The organism is Arthrobacter sp. UYCu511 (assembly GCF_040547105.1).
GTDB classification, from domain to species: domain Bacteria; phylum Actinomycetota; class Actinomycetes; order Actinomycetales; family Micrococcaceae; genus Specibacter; species Specibacter psychrochitiniphilus.
Genome location: NZ_JBEPPB010000014.1, coordinates 35,993 through 60,419 on the forward strand (window position 1 = coordinate 35,993; position 24,427 = coordinate 60,419).

General features: G+C 61.4%; 24 protein-coding genes. 15 read left to right on the top strand and 9 right to left on the bottom strand.

Annotation, left to right across the window (positions count from 1 at the left end; all coding sequences use genetic code 11):
* Window positions 1–63 precede the first annotated feature (63 nt).
* On the top strand, window positions 64–2,049 hold the full coding sequence (locus ABIB48_RS16075; protein ID WP_354213606.1) for a S53 family peptidase: 1,986 nt from the start codon (window positions 64–66) through the stop codon (window positions 2,047–2,049).
* On the opposite strand, the gene ABIB48_RS16080 is transcribed toward ABIB48_RS16075, so the two are convergent.
* Window positions 2,050–2,190 (bottom strand): hypothetical protein, encoded by a 141-nt coding sequence (locus ABIB48_RS16080; protein ID WP_170120937.1) that lies wholly within the window; start codon window positions 2,188–2,190, stop codon window positions 2,050–2,052.
* 56 nt (window positions 2,191–2,246) lie between these two features.
* Between ABIB48_RS16080 and fbaA the strand changes: the two genes are divergently transcribed.
* A complete protein-coding gene (fbaA, locus tag ABIB48_RS16085) occupies window positions 2,247–3,269 on the top strand; it encodes a class II fructose-bisphosphate aldolase (protein WP_110105885.1) in 1,023 nt (340 codons plus the stop codon).
* Window position 3,270: 1 nt separating this feature from the next.
* Entirely contained in the window at window positions 3,271–3,696 is a 426-nt protein-coding gene (locus ABIB48_RS16090) for a DUF3151 domain-containing protein (RefSeq protein ID WP_110105886.1), read from the top strand.
* Window positions 3,697–3,815: 119 nt separating this feature from the next.
* Here the strand turns inward: ABIB48_RS16090 and ABIB48_RS16095 are convergent, their stop codons facing one another.
* On the bottom strand, window positions 3,816–4,583 hold the full coding sequence (locus ABIB48_RS16095; RefSeq protein ID WP_354213607.1) for a DUF2249 domain-containing protein: 768 nt from the start codon (window positions 4,581–4,583) through the stop codon (window positions 3,816–3,818).
* A gap of 75 nt (window positions 4,584–4,658) precedes the next feature.
* Between ABIB48_RS16095 and ABIB48_RS16100 the strand changes: the two genes are divergently transcribed.
* Genes ABIB48_RS16100 through ABIB48_RS16110 form a run of 3 tightly spaced genes read left to right on the top strand, consistent with a single transcriptional unit; the run spans window position 4,659 to window position 9,336 of the window.
* On the top strand, window positions 4,659–5,477 hold the full coding sequence (locus tag ABIB48_RS16100) for a helix-turn-helix transcriptional regulator (protein ID WP_354213608.1): 819 nt from the start codon (window positions 4,659–4,661) through the stop codon (window positions 5,475–5,477).
* Window positions 5,474–6,616 (top strand): DUF8744 domain-containing protein, encoded by a 1,143-nt coding sequence (locus ABIB48_RS16105; protein ID WP_354213609.1) that lies wholly within the window; start codon window positions 5,474–5,476, stop codon window positions 6,614–6,616. Before ABIB48_RS16100 ends, ABIB48_RS16105 begins: the two co-directional genes overlap by 4 nt.
* On the top strand, window positions 6,613–9,336 hold the full coding sequence (locus ABIB48_RS16110; RefSeq protein WP_354213610.1) for a multicopper oxidase domain-containing protein: 2,724 nt from the start codon (window positions 6,613–6,615) through the stop codon (window positions 9,334–9,336). The genes ABIB48_RS16105 and ABIB48_RS16110 overlap by 4 nt, the downstream gene beginning before the upstream one ends.
* 15 nt (window positions 9,337–9,351) lie before the next feature.
* Here the strand turns inward: ABIB48_RS16110 and ABIB48_RS16115 are convergent, their stop codons facing one another.
* On the bottom strand, window positions 9,352–11,004 hold the full coding sequence (locus ABIB48_RS16115; protein ID WP_354213611.1) for a DHA2 family efflux MFS transporter permease subunit: 1,653 nt from the start codon (window positions 11,002–11,004) through the stop codon (window positions 9,352–9,354).
* Window positions 11,005–11,284: 280 nt separating this feature from the next.
* Here ABIB48_RS16115 and ABIB48_RS16120 point away from each other — a divergent pair, with 280 nt between their 5' ends.
* The 3 genes from ABIB48_RS16120 (at window position 11,285) to ABIB48_RS16130 (ending at window position 14,460) form a co-directional block, all read left to right on the top strand.
* Window positions 11,285–12,577, top strand: coding sequence for an adenylosuccinate synthase (locus ABIB48_RS16120; RefSeq protein WP_315914453.1), 1,293 nt, complete (start codon window positions 11,285–11,287; stop codon window positions 12,575–12,577).
* Between the two features lie 497 nt (window positions 12,578–13,074).
* On the top strand, window positions 13,075–13,881 hold the full coding sequence (locus tag ABIB48_RS16125) for a carbon-nitrogen hydrolase family protein (RefSeq protein WP_354213612.1): 807 nt from the start codon (window positions 13,075–13,077) through the stop codon (window positions 13,879–13,881).
* Window positions 13,882–13,944: 63 nt separating this feature from the next.
* Complete coding sequence (locus ABIB48_RS16130; RefSeq protein ID WP_354213613.1) at window positions 13,945–14,460, top strand: SUKH-4 family immunity protein; 516 nt, start codon at window positions 13,945–13,947, stop codon at window positions 14,458–14,460.
* An 80-nt stretch (window positions 14,461–14,540) separates the two neighbouring features.
* Here the strand turns inward: ABIB48_RS16130 and ABIB48_RS16135 are convergent, their stop codons facing one another.
* From ABIB48_RS16135 to ABIB48_RS16145, 3 genes are all read right to left on the bottom strand, one after another.
* Window positions 14,541–15,437, bottom strand: a complete 897-nt coding sequence (locus ABIB48_RS16135; RefSeq protein ID WP_110105892.1) for an ABC transporter permease — start codon at window positions 15,435–15,437, stop codon at window positions 14,541–14,543.
* The gene (locus tag ABIB48_RS16140; RefSeq protein ID WP_354213614.1) at window positions 15,434–16,471 is read right to left on the bottom strand and encodes an aliphatic sulfonate ABC transporter substrate-binding protein; all 1,038 of its coding nucleotides are present in this window, start codon (window positions 16,469–16,471) and stop codon (window positions 15,434–15,436) included. Before ABIB48_RS16140 ends, ABIB48_RS16135 begins: the two co-directional genes overlap by 4 nt.
* 89 nt (window positions 16,472–16,560) lie before the next feature.
* Window positions 16,561–17,433 (bottom strand): ABC transporter ATP-binding protein, encoded by an 873-nt coding sequence (locus ABIB48_RS16145; RefSeq protein WP_502914143.1) that lies wholly within the window; start codon window positions 17,431–17,433, stop codon window positions 16,561–16,563.
* Here ABIB48_RS16145 and ABIB48_RS16150 point away from each other — a divergent pair, their 5' ends adjacent.
* The 6 genes from ABIB48_RS16150 to ABIB48_RS16175 all read left to right on the top strand — a co-directional run bounded on the left by ABIB48_RS16150 (window position 17,434) and on the right by ABIB48_RS16175 (window position 20,666).
* On the top strand, window positions 17,434–17,586 hold the full coding sequence (locus ABIB48_RS16150) for a hypothetical protein (RefSeq protein ID WP_170120938.1): 153 nt from the start codon (window positions 17,434–17,436) through the stop codon (window positions 17,584–17,586).
* 130 nt (window positions 17,587–17,716) lie between these two features.
* A complete protein-coding gene (locus tag ABIB48_RS16155) occupies window positions 17,717–18,133 on the top strand; it encodes a CoA-binding protein (protein WP_354213615.1) in 417 nt (138 codons plus the stop codon).
* 54 nt (window positions 18,134–18,187) lie between these two features.
* Window positions 18,188–19,117: a polysaccharide deacetylase family protein gene (locus tag ABIB48_RS16160; protein ID WP_354213616.1), complete on the top strand. Its 930-nt coding sequence runs from the start codon at window positions 18,188–18,190 to the stop codon at window positions 19,115–19,117.
* Between the two features lie 10 nt (window positions 19,118–19,127).
* Entirely contained in the window at window positions 19,128–19,697 is a 570-nt protein-coding gene (locus ABIB48_RS16165) for a dihydrofolate reductase family protein (RefSeq protein ID WP_315914448.1), read from the top strand.
* Window positions 19,697–20,104: an MmcQ/YjbR family DNA-binding protein gene (locus ABIB48_RS16170; RefSeq protein WP_354213617.1), complete on the top strand. Its 408-nt coding sequence runs from the start codon at window positions 19,697–19,699 to the stop codon at window positions 20,102–20,104. The genes ABIB48_RS16165 and ABIB48_RS16170 overlap by 1 nt, the downstream gene beginning before the upstream one ends.
* Complete coding sequence (locus tag ABIB48_RS16175) at window positions 20,088–20,666, top strand: DUF1990 domain-containing protein (RefSeq protein ID WP_354213618.1); 579 nt, start codon at window positions 20,088–20,090, stop codon at window positions 20,664–20,666. Before ABIB48_RS16170 ends, ABIB48_RS16175 begins: the two co-directional genes overlap by 17 nt.
* Window positions 20,667–20,807: 141 nt before the next feature.
* Here ABIB48_RS16175 and purL read toward each other — a convergent pair whose 3' ends face one another.
* The 3 genes from purL to purS are packed head-to-tail and all read right to left on the bottom strand — an operon-like array spanning window position 20,808 to window position 24,133.
* Window positions 20,808–23,117, bottom strand: coding sequence for a phosphoribosylformylglycinamidine synthase subunit PurL (gene purL / locus ABIB48_RS16180; RefSeq protein ID WP_110105965.1), 2,310 nt, complete (start codon window positions 23,115–23,117; stop codon window positions 20,808–20,810).
* A gap of 9 nt (window positions 23,118–23,126) precedes the next feature.
* Complete coding sequence (purQ, locus tag ABIB48_RS16185) at window positions 23,127–23,879, bottom strand: phosphoribosylformylglycinamidine synthase subunit PurQ (protein ID WP_354213619.1); 753 nt, start codon at window positions 23,877–23,879, stop codon at window positions 23,127–23,129.
* Between the two features lie 2 nt (window positions 23,880–23,881).
* Window positions 23,882–24,133 carry a phosphoribosylformylglycinamidine synthase subunit PurS gene (gene purS / locus ABIB48_RS16190; protein WP_038465086.1) on the bottom strand — a complete coding sequence of 84 codons (252 nt, stop codon included), beginning with the start codon at window positions 24,131–24,133 and terminating at the stop codon, window positions 23,882–23,884.
* Window positions 24,134–24,427 lie beyond the last annotated feature (294 nt).

Here is a 24,427-nt window from a genome sequence, read left to right on the forward strand (position 1 = left end):
ACAGCGGGTCTAGGCTCGGCAGTGTGCGGGCGCAAAGGGTGCCTGCCCGGTGAAGGATCTCTGATGAGAACATCATTCAAACCGCGAAAATTTTTCAGCAAAACTCTGGCCATCGGTGCTGCCATGGCCTGCGTTCTCGCCTTTGGCACGACAGCGGCAACGGCCGCCCCAACATCCTCAGACACGGCGTATCCCGGCGGTGTGCCCAGTTGGGCCCAACCGGCAAACAATGAGGGGGCCGCAGCCGCGGACACAACAGTTGAAGGCGAAATTTACTTCCAGCTCCGCGATCTCAGGGGCGCCAAGGCGCTGGCCACGGCAGTCTCCACACCCGGAAACCGCAGCTACGGCCAGTGGCTTTCGCCGGCCCAATGGATTGGCAGGTATTCGCCGACCCAAAAGTCGTATGACTCCGTGCTCACCTACCTCAAAGATCAGGGTTTGGTTATCACCGGAACGCCTGAGAGCCGCCTGTTCGTGGTGTTTCGGGGCACCGTGGCACAACTGAACGCCACGTTTAACGCCGAGCTACACAACTATGACTTCAAGGGAACCACTGTGGTGGGCCCGTCCAAGGCGCCAACCCTGCCGGCGAGTATTGCGGCCCCGGTTGCCGGGGTCTCGGTTGATCAGGGCAGCCTGCTCACCCACCCGAACTACGCCACGCCCGACGGCGGCACCCAGCCAACGCCGCAGGCGCGCCACACCCAGCCGCCAGCACCAACAGCGGCCTGCTCAAACTACTTTGGGCAGCACAGCGATACGGTTCCCAGCGCCTATGGCAAGACCAGCTATCCGACGTACGTGTGTGGTTACACTCCACATCAGATCCAGTCTGCCTACGGCAAGGGCGATCTGACCAAGACGGGCCACGGCCGCCCAGCCGCTGACGGCAGGGGGCAAACCGTGGCGATCATTGACGCCTACGCATCGCCCACCATGCTCTCAGACATTAACACGTACTCGGCCACCTATGGGTTGCCGCAAATGGATGGGCACAGCTACCAGCAGATTGTCCCAGATCCCAGCGAGTTTGTTGATCAGGATCTCTGTGGCGGACCTAGCGGATGGCAGCCAGAACAGGCCCTTGACGTGGCCTCAGTCCACGGCACAGCACCTGCGGCCAAGATCCTGTACGTTGGCGGGTTCAACTGTGGCGGCGGGCTGGACGTTGCCATGTCCAAAATCCTCGACCACAAACTGGCCAACATTGTCAGCAACAGTTACGGCAACCTTGGCGAGGCGCTCCCGGCGGATGTCATCCTCGGCGAGGTCAACATCCAACTGCAGGCAGCAGGTGAAGGGATCGGGTTGTACTTCTCCAGCGGTGATTCGGGCGATGAAGCCGCAAACCTTGGCTACACATCCCCGGACTTCCCTGCCAGCTCGCCGTGGGTCACCGCGGTGGGAGGCACAAGCCTTGCGGTGTCCAAGAAGGGCACGTACATGTTTGAGACAGGGTGGGGCAGTGTGCGTGACCAGATCGTTGACGGCGCCTATGTATCGGCCCTCCCCGGGGCCGAATTTCGTGGAGGTGCCGGGGGCGGCGTCAGCGCAGTCTTTGCCCAACCCACCTACCAAAAAGGTGTGGTGCCCCGTTCGCTCTCACTCGGCCAGCGGGTTGTACCTGATATTTCCTCGCTGGCGGATCCTTACACCGGATACGTGATCGGCATCAGCCCCATCAACAATGACAGCACCCTGACCACCGATCCTTTCACCATCCAAACGTACGGAGGCACGTCCCTGGCCGCGCCCTTGTCGGCCGGACAGATGGCTGTGGCCCAGCAAGTCAGCGGCAAAACGCTCGGCTTCGCGAACCCCGTCATCTACTCCACCAGCCGCCAGCAACGGGGAACGTTCACCGACGTGGTATCGCCGCGCAGGCAACAGGCACTGGCATTTACCAGCCCTAGTACGGGGAACCAGTACCTGGTATCGATGAACCTTGACACGTCCCTGACCACCACCAAAGGCTATGACAATGTCACGGGCATCGGCAGTATGAACTACGGCTTCGCCCTGGCCATCAGCCGGCACGGCAGATAACTACAGCAAGCACACCAGCACGACGGCGCGTCCCGGCACTGAAGCCGGGGCGCGCCGTCGTGCCTGGCCAGTCCACAAATTGGGCAGCAGCGACACGAACTTCGCTGCCGTGAGGGCACTGGCTAAGATGGGAGTAGTCATGCGGGAGCTGGCCTGTTGCCAGACTCTTAGTACCGTTCAGCCCAGAGGAGCTTTCAATGCCCATCGCAACACCGGACAAGTATGCCGAAATGATCGACCGCGCCAAAGCTGGCGGATTCGCCTACCCGGCGGTCAACGTGACGTCTTCCCAGACACTGAACGCAACCCTCCAGGGCTTCGCCGATGCCGGAACTGACGGCATCATCCAGGTTTCCACCGGTGGCGCAGCCTACTGGTCCGGCGCCAGCGTCAAGGACATGGTTGCCGGTTCCTTGGGCTTCGCAGCGTTCGCACGCGAAGTTGCCAAGAACTACCCCATCAACGTGGCCCTGCACACCGACCACTGCCCCAAGGACAAGCTGGACGGATTTGTCCTTCCCCTCTTGGAAGCTTCCGAGGCTGAGGTCAAGGCCGGCCGGGACCCCATCTTCAACTCCCACATGTGGGATGGCTCGCACGAGACTCTCGAAGAGAACCTGCGCATTGGCCGCGAACTGCTGGCCCGCACGCACGCAGCCAAAATGATCCTTGAAGTTGAGATCGGTGCTGTTGGTGGCGAAGAAGACGGCGTTGAGAACGCCATCAACGACAAGCTGTACTCCACCATTGAAGACGGCCTGGCCACCGTTGCCGCGCTGGGATCAGGCGAATTTGGCCGCTACATCACGGCACTGACCTTCGGTAACGTCCATGGCGTGTACAAGGCTGGCAACGTCAAGCTGCGCCCGGAGCTCCTGAAGGAAATCCAGGCAGCTGTTGGCGCCAAGATCGGCAAGGAAAACCCCTTCGATCTGGTCTTCCACGGCGGCTCGGGCTCCTCTGACCAGGAAATTGCTGACGCCGTTTCCTTCGGTGTCATCAAGATGAACGTCGATACCGACACCCAGTACGCCTACACCCGCCCTGTGGTTGATCACATGTTCACCAACTACAACGGCGTGCTGAAGGTTGACGGCGAAGTGGGCAACAAGAAGACCTACGACCCCCGCGTTTGGGGTGCAGCCGCCGAAAAGGGTCTGGCAGCACGCGTTGTTGAAGCAGCCTCACAGCTGGGCTCCGCTGGCAAGACGTTCAAGTAATATGAGCGATTCTTTCCGCCGAAATCTCCTCGGTCCCGAGCCCACGTTGCTCCCGGTCGAGGCGGAGGTCCAGTCACGTCTGGATGCAGGGGATGAGGCCGTTGACCTGGCCGCTACCAACCCGACGTCATCGCTTTTGTGGGCCATTTTGGCAGACGAGGCATATGCCGAGGGCCGGACCATTGAGTCCTACGCGTATGCCCGCACCGGCTACCACCGCGGCTTGGACGCATTGCGCCGCAACGGCTGGCGCGGCACGGGTCCGGTTCCCTACACTCATGAGGGCAACCGCGGATTCCTGCGGGCGCTCTATGCTCTGGGACGGGCCGCCGGCGCCATTGGTGAATCCGATGAAGCTGCACGCATCACCACGTTCCTGAACGACTCCGACCCGTTGGCCACGGCCGCGATCGAAGCCGCTCTGTAAGGTCCGCGCGTTTCGTTTCCAAAAGGGACGGCGCTTGCGGATTCGGACACCTGTCTACCGGTGTCCGAATCCGCAAGCGCCGTCTTTTTTGTGTTCGAGTGCCGGCTGAAGCGTCCGCGTTAGTTTCGGACCATGGACAGCTTCCACAATTCCGGACCGTTCTCCACGTAGGTGACGTCAAACTTACCGGCCGAGCGCTGTTCCAGTTGGGCCAGTAGCGGCAGCGGGTTGTGATTGGCGATCAGCAGAATGCCTTTTCCTGGGTTCAGTCCCTCCAACGCGCCGAAAATGGTGGCGTGGCGGATGGCGTGGGGGATGACGCGCGTATCCAGCTCTGACAGGCCTGGCTCGTCGTGCCCGCCGCAGGCACACCCGCCCGACGCCGGCGCCTGGCTCGGCAGCGCTGTCCCGGCGGTGCGTGCCGGGAGGATTGCCGCGAGTGAGAGCGTTGGTTCCTGCGCCAGAGCAGGCAGCAACAGCTCATTGGCCTGGTTTAGGAACGCAGTGGCGGCTTCTTGTAACCGGCCGTCGGCATGCACCATTTTCAGTGACAATTCTTGAACTTCCAAGCCCTTTGTTGCCTCGATGAGCCGGGCATGGTGCCCAGAAGCCAAGGCGGCAACCACGTTCAGTGGCCCGGCTTTTTTGTTTGTTGCAAGGAAGGCCCCTGACAGTGCTGCGGCCAAGGGAAGCAGTTCCTGTTCGGCAAATTCAACCAATGCGCCTTGATCTGCTTCTACCAGAGACGCCCCGGAGGGGTTGGCAGCAGCCGCGAGCAAGTTATTGCTCAACGTCCCTAGGGTGCCGGCGGCTTCCGCCAGCCGGGTGTGCGCCTCCTCGAGGGCTGCTGCCTCGGTGGCGGATGAGGCAAGGATGAGGTTATTCACGAGGGGAACCTTTCATAACGGCGCGAGCGTAGCGGGGAATGGAGATTATGCGAATATATTACTACACTTAATTCCGTGGAAAATAAACTAGCGGTTGCACCACCAAACGGGCCCAGGCAAGGCGGCGGTGAACCAGTAATTCCCATGTCCAAAGCGCGGGCCACCGTGCTGGCCCGCTTGCGCCTGCATGATGCCACCTTGAGCGTTGAACAGCTGTCTGCGGAAACGGGCCAGCACCCCAACACTGTGCGTGAGCATCTAGAAGCGCTCGTTGAGACTTCCTATGCAACAAGGACGGCAGCGCCCAAGGTGGGACGCGGCCGGCCAGCCTGGCAGTACCAGGCCTCCGCTTCGCCGGCCGGGCCTGTTGGTTATGCGGCCCTGGCAGCGGCCCTTGCCAAACACATTGCCCTCCACAGTCACCATCCTGCTGCCGAGGGAGAAGCCGCGGGGCGTGCCTGGGCTCAAGCCCTGAAGCCTGCCGGAAATTCGCCAGATAATCTGCCAGAATTCAGCGCCGCTACGGCTCCTGAGGGCGGAGGTGCCGCGGCTAAAACCATCAGCAAGGCCGCCGCTAAAACGGCGCGGTCAGGTGTCAGTAATGCTCTGGTCGAGGCAGGGTTTGGTGTCCAGAAAAATCGGGACGCAACGGAGCTGGTGCTGACAACCTGCCCCATTGTGGAGGCCGCCCGGGATAATCCGGAGGTGGTATGTGCCGTACACCTGGGCCTGGTCAAGGGACTCCTCACAGGTAGTGGACTTGCCGAGAGTGAGGTGGAGTTGTTGCCGTTTTCCGGACCGGGCCGGTGTACTCTGCACCTCCCGCTGGGTGCCGCGGCTGGCACACAAGCAACAGGTAAAGAAACAACAGCTCACGCAGCCGGAACTCCATGAAATCCACCACCGCCGTTGGAACAAGCGCAAAAGCTGCGCCGAAGCGCAAAGTCAGTGTGCTGCGCAGACCCGTTTTCCGGATGTTGGTCCTGTTGCCGGCCGGGGTGGTCCTGATGATTGGGTTGAACGCTGGTCTGCAGCTTCTGGGTACGGATGCGCCGCTGAAAGTGGACCGCTTCCCACAAGTCCACGGCATGGCGTTGGTCCTCAGCTTTGTGGGCACAGTCATTGCCCTTGAGCGTTCGGTGGCCCTGAATAAGGCGTTGGGCTACGTCTCCCCGGCACTGCTGGGAATCGCCGGGCTGCTACTGATTTCCCCGCTGGAGCTGTGGATTGGTAAGACTGTTTTGCTGGCCGGGACCATCGCCATGACTCTGGTCTACCTCCCATTGTGGCGCCGTCAGTATGAGAACGTGGTGCTCATTCAGATACTGGGTGCCATCAGCGCCATTGCCGCAGCAGCCCTCTGGTTGCGGATCCCCAGCATCCCGGCGCTGTTGCCCTTTCTGATCACCTTTGTTGTTCTGACCATTGCGGGGGAACGCCTGGAACTGGCGCGGATCGGCATTCGCAGCCCTCACGCCGAGCCACTCCTGCTGGCCAACTCCTTGGCCCTGCTCGGCGCCACCTGCGCAACACTGCTGTGGCCCGCCGTGGGCTACGCGCTCTACGGCGTTCTGCTCCTGAGTCTCGTCGCCTGGCTGACCGGGTACGACGCCGCCCGCAAAACCATCCGCGGTGTAGGGCTGCCGCGCTACATTGGCGCGTGCCTGCTGGCGGGTTATGGCTGGTTGGCTGTGGCCGGCGTGGTGCTTGCCCTGCAGGAGGGGCCACTGACCGGCGCCTCCTACGACGTCGCCATCCACGCCGTCTTCCTTGGTTTTACGATCTCCATGATCATGGCGCACGCACCCGTAATCCTGCCCGCCGTGCTGCGCAAACCACTGCCGTACACGCCCGGCTTCTGGTTGCCGGCGGCACTGTTGCACCTGTCCCTGATCATCCGCTTGGGAATGGGCGACGGCGCGGGGAACCACGGCGCGTGGGTCACCGGCGGCGTCCTGAATGTCATCTGCATCCTGTTGTTTGCCGTCATGGCCATCTGGCAGTCCACCCATGCAAAGAAGGTAACAGCGTGAGAATCGGCTCCGCACCCGCAGCCTCCGGTAACTTGGCGGCCAAGCCGTCCATGGACAGATCCCGCTGGCATCTGCGAGCCAATGCGCCGGCCGTTCTGTGGCTCGTGGCCCTGGTGGTGGTGGTTCTTTTCCACCGCAACATTCCTGTCTCCAGCTGGCTCATGGTGCACTTGCTGTTACTTGGCGCAGTGACGAACTCGATCCTGGTGTGGAGCTGGCACTTCGCCCAAGCGTTGTTGCGCGGACCCACGCCCAATAACCGTGCCATGGTGGCCCGGCTGGTCGCTTTGAACATCTCCATTGTGGTGGTGGTTGTGTCCATGGTGGCCAATATCTGGCTGCTGACGCTCCTTGGCAGTATTGGTGTTGGGCTGGCGGTGGCGTGGCATGCACTGGTTCTGGGTATCCGCGCCCACAAAGCCTTACCGTCCCGCTTTGGGCCTACCGTTTGGTACTACGTTGCCGGGTGCCTGCTGCTTCCCGTGGGTGCAGGGGTGGGGGCTGCGCTCGCCGCCGGTCTCACAGGTGAAGCGCATGTGCGGTTGCTTTTGGTTCATATGAGTGTGAATATTTTGGGGTTTGTGGGGCTGGCCGTGCTGGGGACGTTGATGACGTTGCTGCCCACCATGCTGCGCACCAGAGTGGCCGACGGCGCTGAGGCAGTAGCGCGGCGAGGTGTTGTTCCGCTGTTGGCCGGGGTGCTTTTGACCGCAGCCGGTGCCGGGGCGGGGGTGCTGTTCCTGTGTTCCGTGGGGCTGCTCGTTTATCTTGGCGGGGTGGCATATATTTTGTGGCCGCTGGCCAAGGTTGTACGGGCTAAGCCACCCACCACGTTCGCTCCGCTTTCTGCCATTGCAGCCCTGCTGTGGTTGCTGGTGGGGCTGATTTGGCTTGTGGCGCTGACGTTCACCAGCAGCGGGTGGGAGAGCCTGCACCACGGAATTGATGCTGTTGTGCCGGTACTGGCCGCCGGATTTGTGGCACAGGTGCTGGGCTCCGCGTTGACCTACTTGATGCCCGTGGTGTTGGGCGGCGGCCCGGCAGCTCTCAAACGCAGAACAGCGGTGCTCAATCAAGCTGGTTGGTTCAGGGTGGCACTGACTAATGCTGCACTGGTGGTGTCGCTGCTGCCCGTGCCCAGTCTTGTACGGGTAGGCACCTCCGTGCTGGTCCTGGTGGGGTTGGCCTGGTTCCTGCCGCTCTTGGCGATGGCAGTACCCAAAAAATCTTCGGACGCTGTGCGGGCGCCAAGAGCGCCAGCGGCTGAAACAGAGCCCGGCGCCAAGGCTCCGTCCACGGCCCCTGCGAGTGCGGGGTATGATCCAGCCCCGCGCAGGAGGTTGGGACAGGCCGCGGCCGCGCTTGCCGTGGTGGTACTTGTTATTGTGGCGGGAATTCTTGCCGATCCACAGGCACTGCCAGGGGTCACAGGCGCGAATACCGGGCAAACAGCTCTCACGGCCACCGGTGAAACAACCACGGTGGAGATGAGTATGAAAAACATGCGGTTCAGCCCCGAAAGCATCGAGGTCCCGGTAGGCAACAAGCTGGTGATCAACCTGGTCAACAATGATGACATGGTCCATGACCTGGTGACCGCCATTGGCAAAGATTCCGGGCGTCTTTATCCCGGGCAGAAGACTACGGTGGACGTGGGTGTCATTGGCGCTGATATTGCAGGCTGGTGCAGTGTTGCCGGGCATAAACAGCAGGGCATGGTATTTAGCATTGTGGCCACGGGTGTTCCGCCCGCTGCGCCAGCCACCCCCGGCGACGGGATGGACATGCCCGGGATGGATCATGGGCCGGCCGGGCCGCCCGCCGTGTTCGATTTCATGAAAGAACCGGCTGCCGGATTCACCGCGCACAGCGCCGTGCTGCCACCGCTTCCTGCCACGGCGCAGGGGAGCGAACCCGCCGGGACCGTGCATGAGCTGACCATGAAGGTGACAGAGGAGGAACGCGAGGTATCCCCTGGCGTCACCCAAAAACTGTGGCTATTCAATGGCACAGCCCCCGGGCCTGTGCTGCACGGCAAGGTGGGCGACACGTTCAAGATCACCCTGGTCAATGACGGCTCCATGGGGCACTCCATTGACTTCCACGCCGGTGCCCTGGCGCCCGATAAACCCATGCGCACCATCAACCCGGGGGAATCGCTGAGCTACAACTTCACGGCCACGCGCGCCGGAATTTGGATGTATCACTGCAGCACCATGCCCATGAGCCAACACATCGCCAATGGCATGTTCGGCGCCGTGGTCATTGACCCGCCCAACCTGAAACCGGTGGACAAGGAATACGTCCTGGTGCAGTCCGAGATTTACGCGGGGCCGCAGGGCGGGGTGGCGGATTTGGCCAAGATCCAGGCCGATGACCCGGACGCCGTGGTGTTCAACGGCTACGCCAACCAGTACAAGTTCAGCCCACTGCCGGCAAAGGTTGGCGAGAGGGTGCGGATCTGGCTGCTCGACGCCGGACCTAGCCGAGCGAGCTCGTTCCATGTGGTGGGTGGCCAGTTCGATACCGTGTGGAGTGAGGGGCGGTACCTGCTGGACGGGACCGACCCGGCTGCGGGTGCTCAGGTGCTGCCGCTGGCCGCAGCTCAGGGCGGGTTCGTGGAGCTGGAATTCCCCGAGGCGGGCAATTACCCGTTCGTCTCACACAGCATGGTCGACGCCGAACGCGGCGCCGCCGGGGTGTTCCACGTGGAGAAATAGCTTGTAGCCAGCCGTTCAGGACCCGCCCTCACGTGCGGTTTTACGTGATGCGGCGGCCACAAAGAACGAGCCCACCAGGCCGATGAACAAGAACATGGCTGCGGCAAGGACCGCAGCGCTCGCAGCCTGGGCGAAACCGGAGGACATCGCCTCCACCGCGGCGGGACCGGCAGCACCGAGCGGACCATGCGTGCCCAGTTGCGCCAGTTGAGGCACGACGCCGCCCGCTGAGTCACGCAGTTGCCCCGCCAAGGTGCCCACCTGACTTGCGGGGAGTCCTTGCACCGCTTCGAGGGCCTTGGTGCCGGCGGACACCGCAAAGTGGGCCAGTACAGTGCCCATGATGGCCGAGCCGAGGGCCGCACCGAGCTGCCGCACGGTGCTTTGGGTGGCAGAGCCCTGACCGGAGACGGTCGTGGGGATGTCAGCTAGAACCGTGCCCGTCAACTGTGCCGAGGCCAAGCCAAGGCCCAACCCGTAAACCACCAGCAGGGCCGCGATCAGCCAGATGGACGTGGTTGAGGTGATGACCAGGGCCAGCACCAGTAGCCCTGCCGTCTCCAGAGCCAAGCCAATGATGACCACGGTGGGCGGCCCCAAACGGGAGGCCAAGTGGCGAGCGGAGGCACCAGAGAAGAACGCGCCCAGGGCCATGGCTGCCAGGACGAAGCCGGCGTCGAGGGTCCCCAATCCCAGAATGTTGATCAAGTACAGGGGCAGGATCAGGAGTAGGCCAAATTCTCCGATGGCCACCATAGCCGCCACTGCGTTACCCCAGGAAAATGTCCGGACGCGGAACAAGGTCAGGTCCAAGATGGCGGAGCGGCCAACCGTGGCCCGGTGCTTTTCCCACAGTACGAAGCTGATGAGTAAAACAATGCCTGCGGCCAGGGTCAGCGGTACGGCAGAGATGGTGGCGTCGGCAGGCCAGCTGATCAGGCCAAGTTTCAGGGCACTCTTCGCGGACCACCAGCCCAGCGTTGGCCCCTCGATCAAGGCGAACACAAACAGTCCAAATCCGGCGGCGCTGAGCAGCAGGCCCAGAATGTCGAAGCCGGCAGCGTCATTGGGGGAGCGGGTTTCCGGCACGAAGAGCACGGCGCCCACCAGCACGGCAAGGCCCAGGGGGATGTTCACAATGAAGATCCACTGCCAGGCGAAGGAGGAGGTCAGCCAACCACCCAGCAGCGGGCCTATTGCCGCCATCCCGGAGATGACAGCACCCCAGATGGCAAAAGCCGTGGTCCGGTCCTTGCCGAAAAAGGTGGAATTGACGCTGGAGAGGGTCGCAGGGAGTACGGCCGCACCACCCACACCCTGCAGGACGCGGCTAAGGATTAACCCGCCGGCGTCGTGGGAGAGTGCGGCGAAAATGCTCCCTGCCATGAACAGCACCACGCCAGCCATGAAGAGTTTGCGGCGCCCTATCCGGTCACCCAACCGGCCACTGCTCAGCAGGAGGGCGGCCAGGACCACCGAATACAGGCTGTTGACCCATTGCGCTTCATTGAGGTCCAAGTGGAGGTCCGCAATGATGGTGGGCAGCGAAACGCCAACAATCGTGCCGTCAATGACAATCATGGACAGCCCGGCGGCCAAGCCGCCAAGCCCTGCCCACTTGTTCCGGGAGGTTCCTGTGGAGCCAGCACTTACCTTGAGCTGTTGCATAACTTCAAACTATGCCCGGAGGCTCGAAGGCGGATCAACCATCTGGTTGATTGAGGTTTATGCCACTGAACTTGGACATTGTTGTAGTCAATGTGCGCCTTTGGGGGCCGTACAGTAAACTTACGGGGTAAGACCCCCTTGATCGGACGCTTATATTGCCGTAAAACAGCAAAAGCGCAGCGATTCCCAAGGGGCATTTTCGTGTCCGGACACCGTACGGCGGAACTACCGCCGAACACTGCAGTGCCCGGCTCAACTTATGAGCAAGGGGGAGGGTCCCATGCCAGCAATCGTAATCGTCGGAGCCCAATGGGGTGACGAAGGTAAAGGCAAGGCCACAGATCTTCTAGGTGGTTTGGTCGACTATGTAGTGAAGCCCAACGGCGGTAACAATGCCGGGCACACCGTTGTTGTAGGCGGTGAGAAGTATGAGCTCAAGCTCCTTCCCGCCGGTATTCTGAGCCCCAACGCAACACCCATCATTGGCAACGGCTGTGTGGTCAATCTGGAGGCGCTCTTCGAGGAAATCGAGGGACTCCAGGCACGCGGCGCTGACACATCCAAGCTGCGCATTTCAGCTAACGCCCACCTGGTGGCTCCGTACCATCAGGTACTGGATAAGGTCACCGAGCGGTTCCTGGGCAAGCGCGCCATTGGCACCACGGGACGCGGCATTGGCCCGGCCTACATGGACAAGGTGGCCCGCCTGGGCATCCGCGTTCAGGACCTCTTTGACGAGTCCATCCTGCGCCAAAAGGTGGAAGGCTCACTCAAGCAAAAGAACGAGCTCCTCGTGAAGGTGTACAACCGCCGCGATGTGGAGGTGGAGGAAATTGTTGAATACTTCCTCGCCTTCGCCGAGCGCGTACGCCCCATGGTCATTGACGCAACCTATGTGCTCAATGAGGCCCTGGACCGCGGCGAAGTAGTGCTCATGGAAGGCGGCCAGGCCACGTTCCTGGACGTTGACCACGGCACCTACCCGTTCGTCACCTCCTCCAACCCGACCGCCGGCGGCGCCTCGGTTGGCTCGGGCATTGGCCCCACTCGCATCACCCGCTCCGTGGGCATCATCAAGGCCTACACCACGCGTGTTGGTGCCGGTCCGTTCCCCACGGAACTCTTCGATGACATGGGCATTTACCTGCAAAAGACCGGCGGCGAATTCGGCGTCAACACCGGCCGTCCTCGCCGCTGCGGCTGGTATGACGCCGTCCTGGCCCGCCACGCCTCCCGCGTGAACGGCTTCACGGACTACTTCGTCACCAAGCTGGACGTGCTCACCGGCATCGAGTCCATCCCTGTTGCCGTAGCTTACGACGTTGACGGGGTGCGCCATGATGAAATGCCCATGACACAAACCGAATTCCACCACGCCAAGCCCATTTTCGAGTACTTCCCGGGCTGGACCGAGGACATCACCACGGCCCGCACCATGGAGGACCTACCCGAGAACGCGCGCAACTACATCCTTGCGCTCGAGGGCATGTCCGGCACCAGGATCTCCGCCATTGGCGTGGGCCCGGACCGCGATCAGACCATTGTGCGCCACGATCTGATCAACGACAACTAGCCCAACCCGGCCAAAGTGCAAAGACTAGGACGGCCCTGGAACGTAAGTTCCCGGGCCGTCCTTACCTTTTTGCCAGGCTGGAACAGGTGCCCTCTCCTGGCACCTTCCCTTAATGAACTCCGGAGAGCGCAAGCTGGACCGCGGCCTCGGCATGCAACAAGGTGGTGGGGAAAACGGGCACGGGGCTGGCGCACCAGCGATTCAATGATCTCAATGTAGCGCCGGCTTGAGCCTTCCGAGACGATTCCCCGCACCAGCTCGGAGTAGATAATCCGGTAAAAGTCCTCGTCCGTGATGCACCGGGCCGAGTGATGCCCGCCCAAACTGTCCCGTGTCATCTCATTGATCAGCCGATAGTACAGGGCAGAACTTTCCTAGCTCATACCGCCCAACAACCCAATAGCCTTCATCAGCGCATCTTACTTGCGCACCGCCGTGGCGTGGCGGCGGACGGACTAGGCTGGATGCACAGCAACCGAACGGAGAGGACCATAGCCATGAAGGTCAGCGTTGGACAATTTAACCCAGGCGCAGAAGTTAGTGCCAATTTGGCCACCATGGGCATGCTTGCGGCAACCGCGGCTCAAGAAGGCAGCAAGCTGATCGTGTTCCCGGAGGAGGCCATGTTTTCCGTGGGGCAGGTCAAGGGCGACTTCGCCGCAGCCGTCGATGCCCACTGGACCACCTTTGTGCAGGGTCTGTCCCTGATCTGCTCCGAAATAGGGATTGCCATCATCGCCGGCGGCTACGAATCCAGTGGCGAGAACCGGCCCTACAACACCGTGGTTGCCCTTGACGAGGCCGGCGAGATCCTGGGCACTTACCGCAAACTGCACCTCTACGATGCCTTCTCCTACCAGGAGTCCACCCGGATCAAACCCAGTGACCGAGGCATTGCTGTTGTGGAAATAGGTGGCTTCAAGGTAGGCATCATGACTTGTTATGACCTTCGCTTCCCGGAGTTGGCCCGGGCGTTGGCCCTTTCAGGGGCAGAGCTGATTTGCGTATCCGCAGCGTGGTTCAAGGGCGAACACAAGATTGATCACTGGGAAACGCTGTTGAAGGCCCGTGCCATTGAAAACACCTGTTGGGTGGTGGCTGCCGGAACCTCCAGCGACCATTGCATTGGGCACTCCGCCATCCTTGATCCCATGGGCATTGCCATTGACTTCCTCAATGATGAGGCAGAAGGAGTTGCCACCGCCGATGTTACCCACCGGCGCATTGAAGAAGTCCGCGAATTCCTGCCGGTGCTGCGCAACCGCCGGTTCGAGAACAACACAGCGGTGGTTCCGGCCGGCTGAAAATCCACCGTTGACGCGAGTTGATGCTGTGATTAGTGTCAAGACTAAGGGCAGGAGGAAATCATGAACGACGCCAGTATTTGGGCGGTGTTGGAAGCGATGTACCCGGTAGCGCTCGAGGATGTTCCCTTGGATGGGCAGTGGCTCAAACCGCCCTTCGCTAATGACAGCTCCGGACGTGCAATTGTGTGTAACGACGGAGATTTCCAATTTGTTGTGGTGGATCGCAACAGCTCCGCCATGTTGTACGTCTGCGAGGACGATGAAAGCATCATTGCCTCATCACTGCAGAGACTACCTGCCATTGTTGCCGCCTGGGGCTCCATCGACAGGGATACCGCCGGGCCCGAAGATGACGAAGACTTCTCCGAGGTCAAGAAGTCATTCGAGACCCAATTGCAAGCGCTTGACCCGGCCGCAGCCGCGGCCAATGAGTTTTGGGCACTATACACCGACGAGCTCACGAGCGAAGACTATGTGGACATTGACGATCCTCCCGCTGAGGAAGAGGATGAGCCCGCATCCGACTCCGGAGATAACGAACGGCCAGGCATCGACGAATCATTCGTGGACGCCTGACCGTTGTATGCCTGTATGCCTGGACGCTAGGGCCATGGCTGCTGAAGCTTAGGGTTTAGCGGCTGGGGGTTGTTATTTTTCTACGTCCATCTGCGCACAGCCCACTTCTCGGCCACGCCCAACAGGGCATCCGTGGCCTTGCCTAGGATAGCCAGCAGCACAATAGCTAGCAGCAGCCGGTCCGTACGGCCATTGTTTTGCGAATCCGTGAGCAGGAATCCGAGCCCCATGGAGGACGCAATGAGCTCTGCCGCCACGAGGAACAGCCACGCCTGAGCCAGGGCCAGGCGAAGGCCAGAGAAGATGGCCGGGACCACCGCGGGCAGCTGGATTGTTGTCAGCAACTTCAAGCCCTTCAGGCCAAACGCGCGGCCGGCTTCCACGAGGTTCTTGTCCACGTGACGCAGAGCCAGTGAGACGGTAGTGAAGACGGGAAAGAACGCGCCAATAATGATGAGCGTGATCTTGGAATCCTCCCCGATCTTCATCCACAGAATCAACAACGGAACCCAGGCCAGCGAGGGGACGGCGCGCAGGGCGCCAAGGGTGGGGCCGAGCAGGATGTCAGCCACCTTGGAAAGCCCCAACAATGCGCCCAGTCCCAAACCTAGGAGGGCTCCACCGGCAAAACCGAGCAGCACACGCTGGGTGGAAATAGCCACATGGCCAAAGAGCTCATTACGCTCAATAAGCCCCCTGCCGGCCTCAAAAACTGCGGCCGGCGGCGGTAGTTGAACAGCGGAGAACAGCCCTGCCGCCGTGCTCAGCTGCCAGGCCAGCAACACCAAGGCCGGGAAGATCAGGCCCAGGCCCAGTACTACCCAGCGGTTTCCCAGCAGCTTGTTGGCCGCCGGAACTGCTCGTGTGGGAGAAGAGCCTGTCCGTGGCAGAAGGTTCACGCCTGTTGCGGCGAAACCCTCCACACTGCTGGGGACGGTGCTAGAACCCGTAGCGCCGGGGTTGCCAAGGTCAATCATGATGCGTCCTTGATGGAGGAGGCATCTGCCTTCTTAGCCAGTGAGTCATCGAGTAGGGAGTTCAGTGCGGCATCAACCTGACCCTGGTTTTCAACATCGCCCAGGGCCACGAAGGTGGGGCCGATCTTGGCCAGTACAGCACGCTGCTTCTCGCCCGGGACACCGCTAACGTCCAGGTTGCTGCGCTCCGCGATGACGGTGGTGGCAACGGGCAGGTCCAATCCGGCAACGTTGGCCAGGACCTGTGCCGTCTCTTCGGGATTGGCCACTGCCCAGATGCGGGCCTTCTCATAGGCGTCCACAACGGTCTGGGCCAGTTCGGGGCTGCCCGTGAGGAAGGACTCTGTGGCGTTCAAGAAACCGTAGGTGTTGAAGTCCAAGTTGCGGAAGAAGAGCTTGCTGCCGTTCTCTTGCGCCCCGGCCATGATCGGGTCCAGACCTGACCATGCATCTACGGAACCGTTCTCCAAGGCGGTGCGGCCGTCCGCATGCTGCAGGTTCTGCACGGTTACGTCCGAGGTGCTCAATCCCGCCGATTCGAGGGCCTGCACCAGGAAGAAGTAAGGGTCCGTTCCTTTGGTGGCAGCCACATTCTTGCCCTTGAGCTGCTCAACTGAGGTGATGGGCGAATCTTTGCCGGTGACCAGAGCAGCCCACTCTGGCTGCGAATAGATGCTGATGGTCTTGATGGGTGAACCATTGGCGCGGGCCAGCAGAGCTGCGGAGCCTGCTGTTGATCCAACATCAACAGCGCCCGAGCGCAGCGCCTCATTGGCCTTGTTGGAACCGGCAGACTGCAGCCAGTTAACCTTCACGCCCTTCGGTGCGAGAGTAGCCTCGAGCCAGCCTTTCTCCTTGATGACCAAAGAAAGCGGGTTGTAAGTGGCGAAGTCTATGTTCAAGGTGGATTTGCTCGCGGCGGCAGCATCGCCGCCAGCCTTTTCGCCCGGGACGCAACCGGTCATAGCCAGAGCGGAGACGGCAGCGGCGGCGCCGAGGAAGGAACGGCGGTTTAAATGGCGTGAAACAGGCATGGAAGATCCTCACAGGGGTGGTTTTTGAAAGTCGGGGACGCAAAGGATGGGGGCGCAAAAAGCATGGTGCTTTGGCGGGGACTAGCTGATTAGTGGTGCGAAACACCGAGGCTGGCGAGCAGTGAACTGCGCAGTTGTGCCAGCGAAGCGTTGCTGCGCGGACGTGCAGCAGGAACCTCAACGGTGCGCACAATAGTGGCACCGCTGTGGACGGAACTTTTCGCTGTGCCTGAATCATCACTGCCAAGAACAATGATGCGGTCTGCCAGGGCCAAGGCCTCGTCAACATCATGCGTTACGAGCAGCACCGTGGTGGGCTCTGCAGTGTGAATTTCCAGCAGCAAGTCCTGCATCTTGATCCTTGTCAACGCGTCGAGCGCACCAAAAGGCTCATCCAATAGCAGCACACCCGGGTTGCGGGCCAAGGCGCGCGCCAGTGAGGCACGCTGTGCCATACCGCCTGAAATCTCACGCGGACGGTGACCGGCAAATTCGCTCAGACCTACCAGAGCCAGCAGGTCCTCAACCGTTCCCGGGACGCCGCGCCGGCGCTTAGCCGAACCGGACGGAAGGCCCAGCGCCACGTTCTCTGTCACGGACTTCCACGGCATGAGCCGCGGTTCCTGAAAGGCAAAGGCGCAGCGCGGATCAATCCCCGAGACTACGGAACCGTCAATGAGGACCTCTCCGGCAGTGGGGGAGTCAAGCCCCGCTGCGGCACGCAACAGAGTGGATTTGCCGCAACCGGACGGGCCTAGAATTGCTACTATTTCTCCGGCACGCACAGTGAAAGTGACATCTTCCAACACAGTCCGCGAGGTGGTACCCTCGCCGAAGGAACGTCCCAGGCCACGGAAGGAAACTCCCATGGCTGTGGTTCCGGCGTGGGTGTGCCGTGGAGTGGTGGCGGGTTTAGGCAGCGGTGCGGCGGTGGGCTGCGCCGAGGCAAGGGTGGTGCTCATATGGCTACTCCATCGGTCCTGGCAGTAGCACCCTACGGTGAAACGTCTTACGGTACCGGCCTGCAAGGCCGGAACCGTACCCAGACGAATTCCTTGTTATTGAACGGCATCGGGGACGATGACCGCCAACCAGGGTTGCTGCGGCTTCACTGAGCCAGATCTCTCGGCCGCTCGGGATGGTCACTTTCAAAGTAGCCTGATGGCCGCTGTAAGGCGAAATTTGATGCACACTTGCCGTAACAATTGCCGCGGCAAGAAAGCTTGGGGGAAGTAGGCTCGAGCTATGGATTATCAAAACAACCCTGCCGTCATTGAGCGGCTCCTCAAGACCCCGGCACGCTGGGCTGTGGTGGGGCTGTCCAATAACCCGCTCCGCGCAGCCCTTGGTGTCTCTTATTTTCTGCAGCAGGAGCTGGGCCATGAGATTATTCCCGTGAGTCTGAAGGGCCAGGACGTTCATGGGGCAAAGGGCTACAAGATGCTGTCCGAGATTCCCGGGCACATTGATGTAGTTGATTGCTTTGTAAACTCTCAGCGGGTGGGTCAGGTGGTTGACCAGGCCATTGCCATAGGTGCACAAGCCGTGTGGCTGCAATTAGGTGTGATTGATAAGGACGCCGCGCAACGCGCCCGGCTTGCGGGACTAGACGTGGTCATGAACACCTGCCCCAAGATCGAGGCAGCCAGACTGGGAATTTAGAGCCAGTCACAGTACTGCCCCGCACCAGCTTGTGAGCAAACTAAGAAGGTAGATATGCCACGTCATCTTGACCGCAGTCCCCGCCGGGGGGCTCTGTTCAGTTTCATAGCTCTCGCCATAGCCATTGTCCTCGTGGCAACCGGGATCTGGTGGATGGCAGCCCATTTCGAGCCCACCGCGCAAGAGCTGTCACAGCCGGGAGCCAGCACATCCACCCTTGCGGACAGCACTTCAGCCTCGAGCGCCCCCGCCGCAAGCACCCCGGCACCAGGTGCCACGACGACGCCAACACAAGGTCCGGCGTCGTCCATTCCCACCAGCGCAACCACCAACCCGGCAACCGGGCGGGTGGATACGCTGGATGGATTGGTGCCTGACTACGTGCTGCCACCCATTGAAAACGGGATGGTGCCAGTGTTGACCAAGATTCCCACCGAACAAAAAGTGGTTTTTTTGACCATCGACGACGGTGCCGTGAAACGGGATTCGGATCTGGCGCTGCTTCAGAAGCACGGCATTAGGGCGTCACTGTTTCTGGCTAAGACTTTTATTGCAGGGTCACCGGATTTTTACCAGCAATACATAGCGGCCGGGCACCTCATCGAGAATCACACCATGAGCCACAACTTGGACTTCATTCACCTCAGCTACGCGCAGCAGAAGGCCGAAATTTGTGGCACGGCAGACTTTGAGGAGCAGCAGTTTGGGCGCCGACCGGTCTTCTTCAGACCCCCTGGGGGGCCCTACACTATGGCGATCCGGAAGGCTGTAGCGGAGTGCGGCATGAAGGCAATTGTGGACTGGGAGAGCAAGGCAAATGCGGGAGGAATGGACTACCAGGTGGGTGCGGGGCTGCGCCCTGGAGACATAGTGCTGATGCACTTCCGGCCAGAATTTCCGGCCGATCTGGCAGCCTTCCTCAAGGCTCAGAAGGCGGCCGGGCTCAAGGTGGTCCTGCTGGAGGACTACCTGGGTGTGAAGTAGCGTTGAGACCATGACGCGCATCATTTACTACACGGCAACCACGATCAACGGTTATCTGGCTGACAGTGCGAACTCCCTCAAATGGCTGTTTGCCGTGGACACCGAGGGCGGGCCGGACATTGGCGCGTTCATGGACACGGCAGGGGTGTTTGTGGAGGGCTCCACCACCTACGAATGGGTGCTGCAAGCGGAAAACCTGCTCGCGGAACCCCACAAGTGGCAGCAATTCTACGGCGCTAAGCCCACCTACGTCTTCACCTCACGCGAACTGCCCGTACCCGAAGGGGCCGACGTCCGCTTTGTCCGCGGAGCCGTACCTGAGGTGCTGGAAGAGATCAGGGCGGCCGCTGGCGAACTGAATGTGTGGGTGGTTGGCGGCGGTGATCTGGCCGGACAATTCCTGGATGCGGGGGCGCTGGACGAACTCGTCCTCACCCTGGCCCCAGCCACCCTTACCTCTGGCGCGCCTCTGCTGCCGCGCAATGTGGGAACGGATCGGCTAAAACTTCGCAGCGCCGTGCAGCAGGGCGCATTTGCCGTGCTGAACTATGAGGTCCTGGCGCTGGGTGGTGAGTCGTAATGAGCATTACCGTAGATACTTTACGCACAGCCGCGCTGGCTTTGAGTGGAGCGTATGAGGACTTTCCGTTCGGGCCGGAAATCAGCGTGTTCAAAGTCAAGGTGCCCAGCAGCGGCGGGGTAGAGCGTGCTGGGAAGGTGTTCGCCCTCGGCAACCTCGATAGTGAACCCTTGAGTATCAGCCTCAAATGCGACCCCGAACTGGCCCCGGCCCTGCGGGCTGCACACCATGGCATCACGGGTGCCTATCATATGAACAAACGGCATTGGAATGGCGTTGACACCTCCACCGTGGAGGCGCAGATGGTTTTGGAAATGCTGGAAGACTCATACGATCTTGTGGTGGCTGGGTTTCCCAAGAAACAGCAACTTACATTGGAGTGGAACGCATATGTCGCCAAAAGCTGACAGAGGTTCGTTGGATTACCCGTATCTGGGCCTGACCCGCCTGGCCGCGCAACAAGCTGCCGCAGACATTGACTGGCCCAAGGGCTTTAACCACGTGGACAAGATGCTCGCCGTAGGGGGCGGGCAAGAGGGCTTTGACGCGCTGGCTGAGGGCATCATGAGCTGGGAAATTCAACGCCGTGCCGGGCTCGAAGTTAACGCTCCGCCGCGGGCCGTTGTTGGCGCGCGGGTTATCAGTGGATTCGGGGTGGGTGCGCTCCGGCTCCCCATCCCGTGCGAGGTGGTGTGGGCCATGGAACCGCAATGGGCGCCCGGCCCTGACGGACAGGATATTGAACTTGCCGGTTTCGGATACGGAACCTTGCCGGGGCACCCGGCGCTGGGTGAGGAAGCATTCATTGCCATGAAGAAGCCCGACGGCGGCGTCCACTTCAGGCTGTTGGCGTTCAGTAAACCGGCGGGCCTCATCTACGCTTTGGGATCACCCATTACGAAGTTGACCCAAGCGGGCGTGACCCGGTCCTACCTGCAAGCAGCCCGGACGTTAGCCGGCGGCTTCTAGCAAACCCGAGGGGCCCACAACTCCTTGGGCCCACGCGCCCGAGGGGCCCAACGCCTTGGACCCACAGCTCTTTGGGCCCACAACTCCGAGGGGCCCAAAAGCCGGGTCGCTTGCGACCCGGCTTTTGGGAGGAGTTGGGGACTAGCCGAAGTACTTCGGCAAAGTTCCCTCGTGTGCAACGCGCAATTCGTCCAGCTCGGCGGTGAACAGGCCTTGAATATCCAGGGCGGCACCTGCCGCATCCACCACGCCGATGCGTGAGAGCGGGAAGTTCCGGGCCGTGCACATGTCGTTGAAGCGGACTTCTTCGCTGCGCGGAACCGACACGATGGCGCGTCCCTGTGTCTCGGAAAACAACAAAGTGAACACGTCCACGCCGTCCCGGGCCGCCACGTCATCCAGGGCAACTCGTGCCCCGGTGTTGAAGCGTAGCGCCGACTCAACGAGGGCTGCGGCGAGGCCGCCTTCGGAGAGGTCGTGGGCGGAATCGATCATGCCGTCGCGGGAGGCGTTGATTAGGATTGCACCTAATTCACGCTCGCGCTCCAGGTTCACCGCTGGCGGGAGGCCGCCTAGGTGGCCGCGCATGTTGGCCCATTCGGAACCGTCCAGGTCATCGGCCGTGGTGCCGAGCAGGTAGATGGCCTGGCCATCCTCAGCCCATCCCGAGGGCGTGCGGCGCGCAACGTCGTCGAACTTGCCCAAAACAGCCACAACAGGTGTGGGGTGGATGGGGGTGGTGCCCGTCTGGTTGTACAGCGAGACGTTGCCGCCCGTGACCGGGATGCCCAACACCATGCAGGCGTCGGAGAGCCCGCGGATCGCTTCGGCCAATTGCCACATGACATCCGGGTCCTCAGGGGAACCGAAGTTCAGGCAGTCGGAGACGGCCATGGGCACGGCGCCGGAGGTTGCCACGTTGCGGTAGGCCTCAGCCAGGGCCAGCTGTGCGCCGTGGTACGGATCTAGGAAGGTGTAGCGGCCGTTGGCGTCGGTGGCCACGGCAAAGCCCAGACCGGTTTCCTCATCAACGCGGATCACGCCGGCGTCATCGGGGAACGCCAGTGCGGTGTTGCCGCCAACATAGCGATCGTACTGGTTGGTGATCCAGTCCTTTGAGCACATGTTCGGCGATGCAACGAGCTCCAGCATGGCAGCCTTGAGCTCCTCCGGTGTGGAGGGACGGGCGGCGTCTTGAACCGAGCCGGTGAACGTGTCAGCCTGCAGGGCATCCTGCCACTCGGGGCGGGCGTAGGGGCGGTCGTAGACCGGGCCGTCGTGCGCAACGGTGCGGGGATCGACGTCCACAATGACTTCGCCGTCCCACTTGATGATCAGGCGGCCCGTGTCGGTGACCTCGCCAAGCCAGGAGTACTCCACGGCCCACTTCTCCATGACGGCTTCAAACGCTGCAATGTTCTCCGGGGAGACAACAGCCATCATGCGTTCCTGCGACTCTGACATCAGGATTTCGCCCGGGGTCAAGGTGGGGTCGCGCAACAGTACGGAGGTCAGCTCAACTTCCATGCCGCCGTCGCCGTTTGAGGCCAGTTCGCTGGTGGCGCAGGAAATACCTGCCGCGCCCAAGTCCTGGATGCCCTCAACCAGGGAACCCTTGAACAGTTCAAGGCAGCACTCGATCAGGACCTTTTCGGCGAAGGGGTCGCCCACCTGGACGGCGGGGCGCTTGGAGGGCTTGGAGTTGTCGAAGGACTCGGAGGACAGGATCGAGGCCCCACCGATGCCGTCGCCGCCGGTGCGTGCACCGAACAAGACAACCTTGTTGCCCTTGCCCGAGGCATTGGCCAGGCGGATGTCCTCGTGGCGCATGACGCCCACGGCGAGGGCGTTGACCAGCGGGTTGCCCTGGTAAACGGAGTCAAAGACCATTTCGCCGCCAATGTTCGGCAGGCCCAGCGAGTTGCCGTAGCCGCCGATGCCGGCAACGGCACCGTGCATGACGCGTGCGGTGTCCGGGTGGTCGATGGCGCCAAAACGCAGCGGATCCATGACGGCAACCGGGCGGGCGCCCATGGAGATGATGTCGCGGACAATGCCGCCAATGCCGGTTGCGGCACCCTGGTACGGTTCGATCATCGTGGGGGAGTTGTGGGACTCGATCTTGAACGTCACGGCCCAGCCGTCGCCCAAGTTGGTGACGCCGGCGTTCTCACCGATGCCCACCAGCATGTCTTTCTTCATCTCCTCCGTGACCTTCTCGCCGAACTGGCGAAGATGGTTCTTGGAGGACTTGTAGGAGCAGTGCTCACTCCACATGACCGAATACATGGCCAGTTCCGCGGCGGTGGGGCGGCGGCCCAAAACCTTCACGACGTCGTCGAACTCGTTTTGCTTCAGGCCCAGCTCGGCCCACGGCAGTTCAACATCCGGGGTGATGGCGGCATTGGCAACCGTGTCCATGTTGAACTTTTTCGCGGATTCTGTTGAGATCTCGCTCATTTATTTGTCTCCCAGAAGAATGTTCAAAACTGAGTTGAAGAAGCCCAGGCCGTCGGTGCCCGTGTGGCCAGGGCCATACCCGGCTTCAACGGCGTGCTCGGGGTGCGGCATGAGGCCCACTACGTTGCCGGCAGCGTTGGAGATGCCGGCAATGTCGCGGCGGGAGCCGTTCGGGTTCCCGCCCATGTAGCGGAAAGCCACGAGTCCCTCAGCCTCAAGGGCGTCCAGAGTCTTCTCATCGGCAATGTACTGGCCGTCCTGGTTCTTCAGGACAATGGTGATGTCCTCGCCGGCGGCATAGGCGTTGGTCCATGCGGTGGTGTTGTTCTCCACGCGCAGTACCTGATCGCGGCACAAGAACTTCAAGTGATCGTTTTTGATCATGGAGCCGGGCAGAAGGTGCGCCTCGGTCAGGATCTGGAAGCCATTGCAAATACCCAAAACAGGCAGCTTCGCATCGGAGTTGGCGGCATCTACAATCTTGGTCATCAGCGGCGCGAAGCGGGAGATGGCGCCTGCGCGCAGGTAATCACCGTAGGAGAATCCGCCCGGGATGATGACGGCGTCAACATCGGCCAGCTCGGTGTCGGCATGCCATAGTTCAACCGCGGTGGCACCGGAGAGGCGCACTGCGCGAACGGCGTCGCGGTCATCCAAGGTACCGGGGAAGGTGACCACGCCAATGCGTGCACCCGCCAGACGGGAATCAACCGGAGCCAGGGTGGCTCCACCAATCAAGGGAGTTTCACTCATAACTAGTCCGCCACAACTTCGACGTTGACAACGTCTTCAATCACCGGGTTCGAGAGCATGGTTTCAGCGGCTTCGCGGGCCTGGGCCAGGATTTCCTCGGTCACCTCGCCGTCCACGGTCAATTCAAAGCGCTTGCCCTGGCGGACTGCGGAGAATGCGGTGAATCCCAGGCGAGGGAGTGCGCCAACAATGGCTTTCCCCTGCGGGTCCAGAATTTCGGGCTTGAGCATGACGTCGACAACGATCCGGGGCATCGAAGGAACTCCTGGTGATTAAGAGGGGGTGCCGCGGAGGTGCCGTCTTACGCTGTCTTTGGGCCAGGGTGTTTGGGCCTGAAAACCTATAAGGGAAGCGCTCCGCGAGCTTGCCATCCCATTCTACGCAAGTGTGTGCAAACTCTGGAATTCGTGTGGTGCACATCTCATGTGCGGGCGCAGAGTTCGTGATCCTAGCTAGAGGACCAAATGAAATCCGCCAGCTTGCACCGCCGATGGAAGAAGCCCGGAGCGGCCGGTGGACCACCCGGTTGGGTCAGCCTTTTTCTCCGT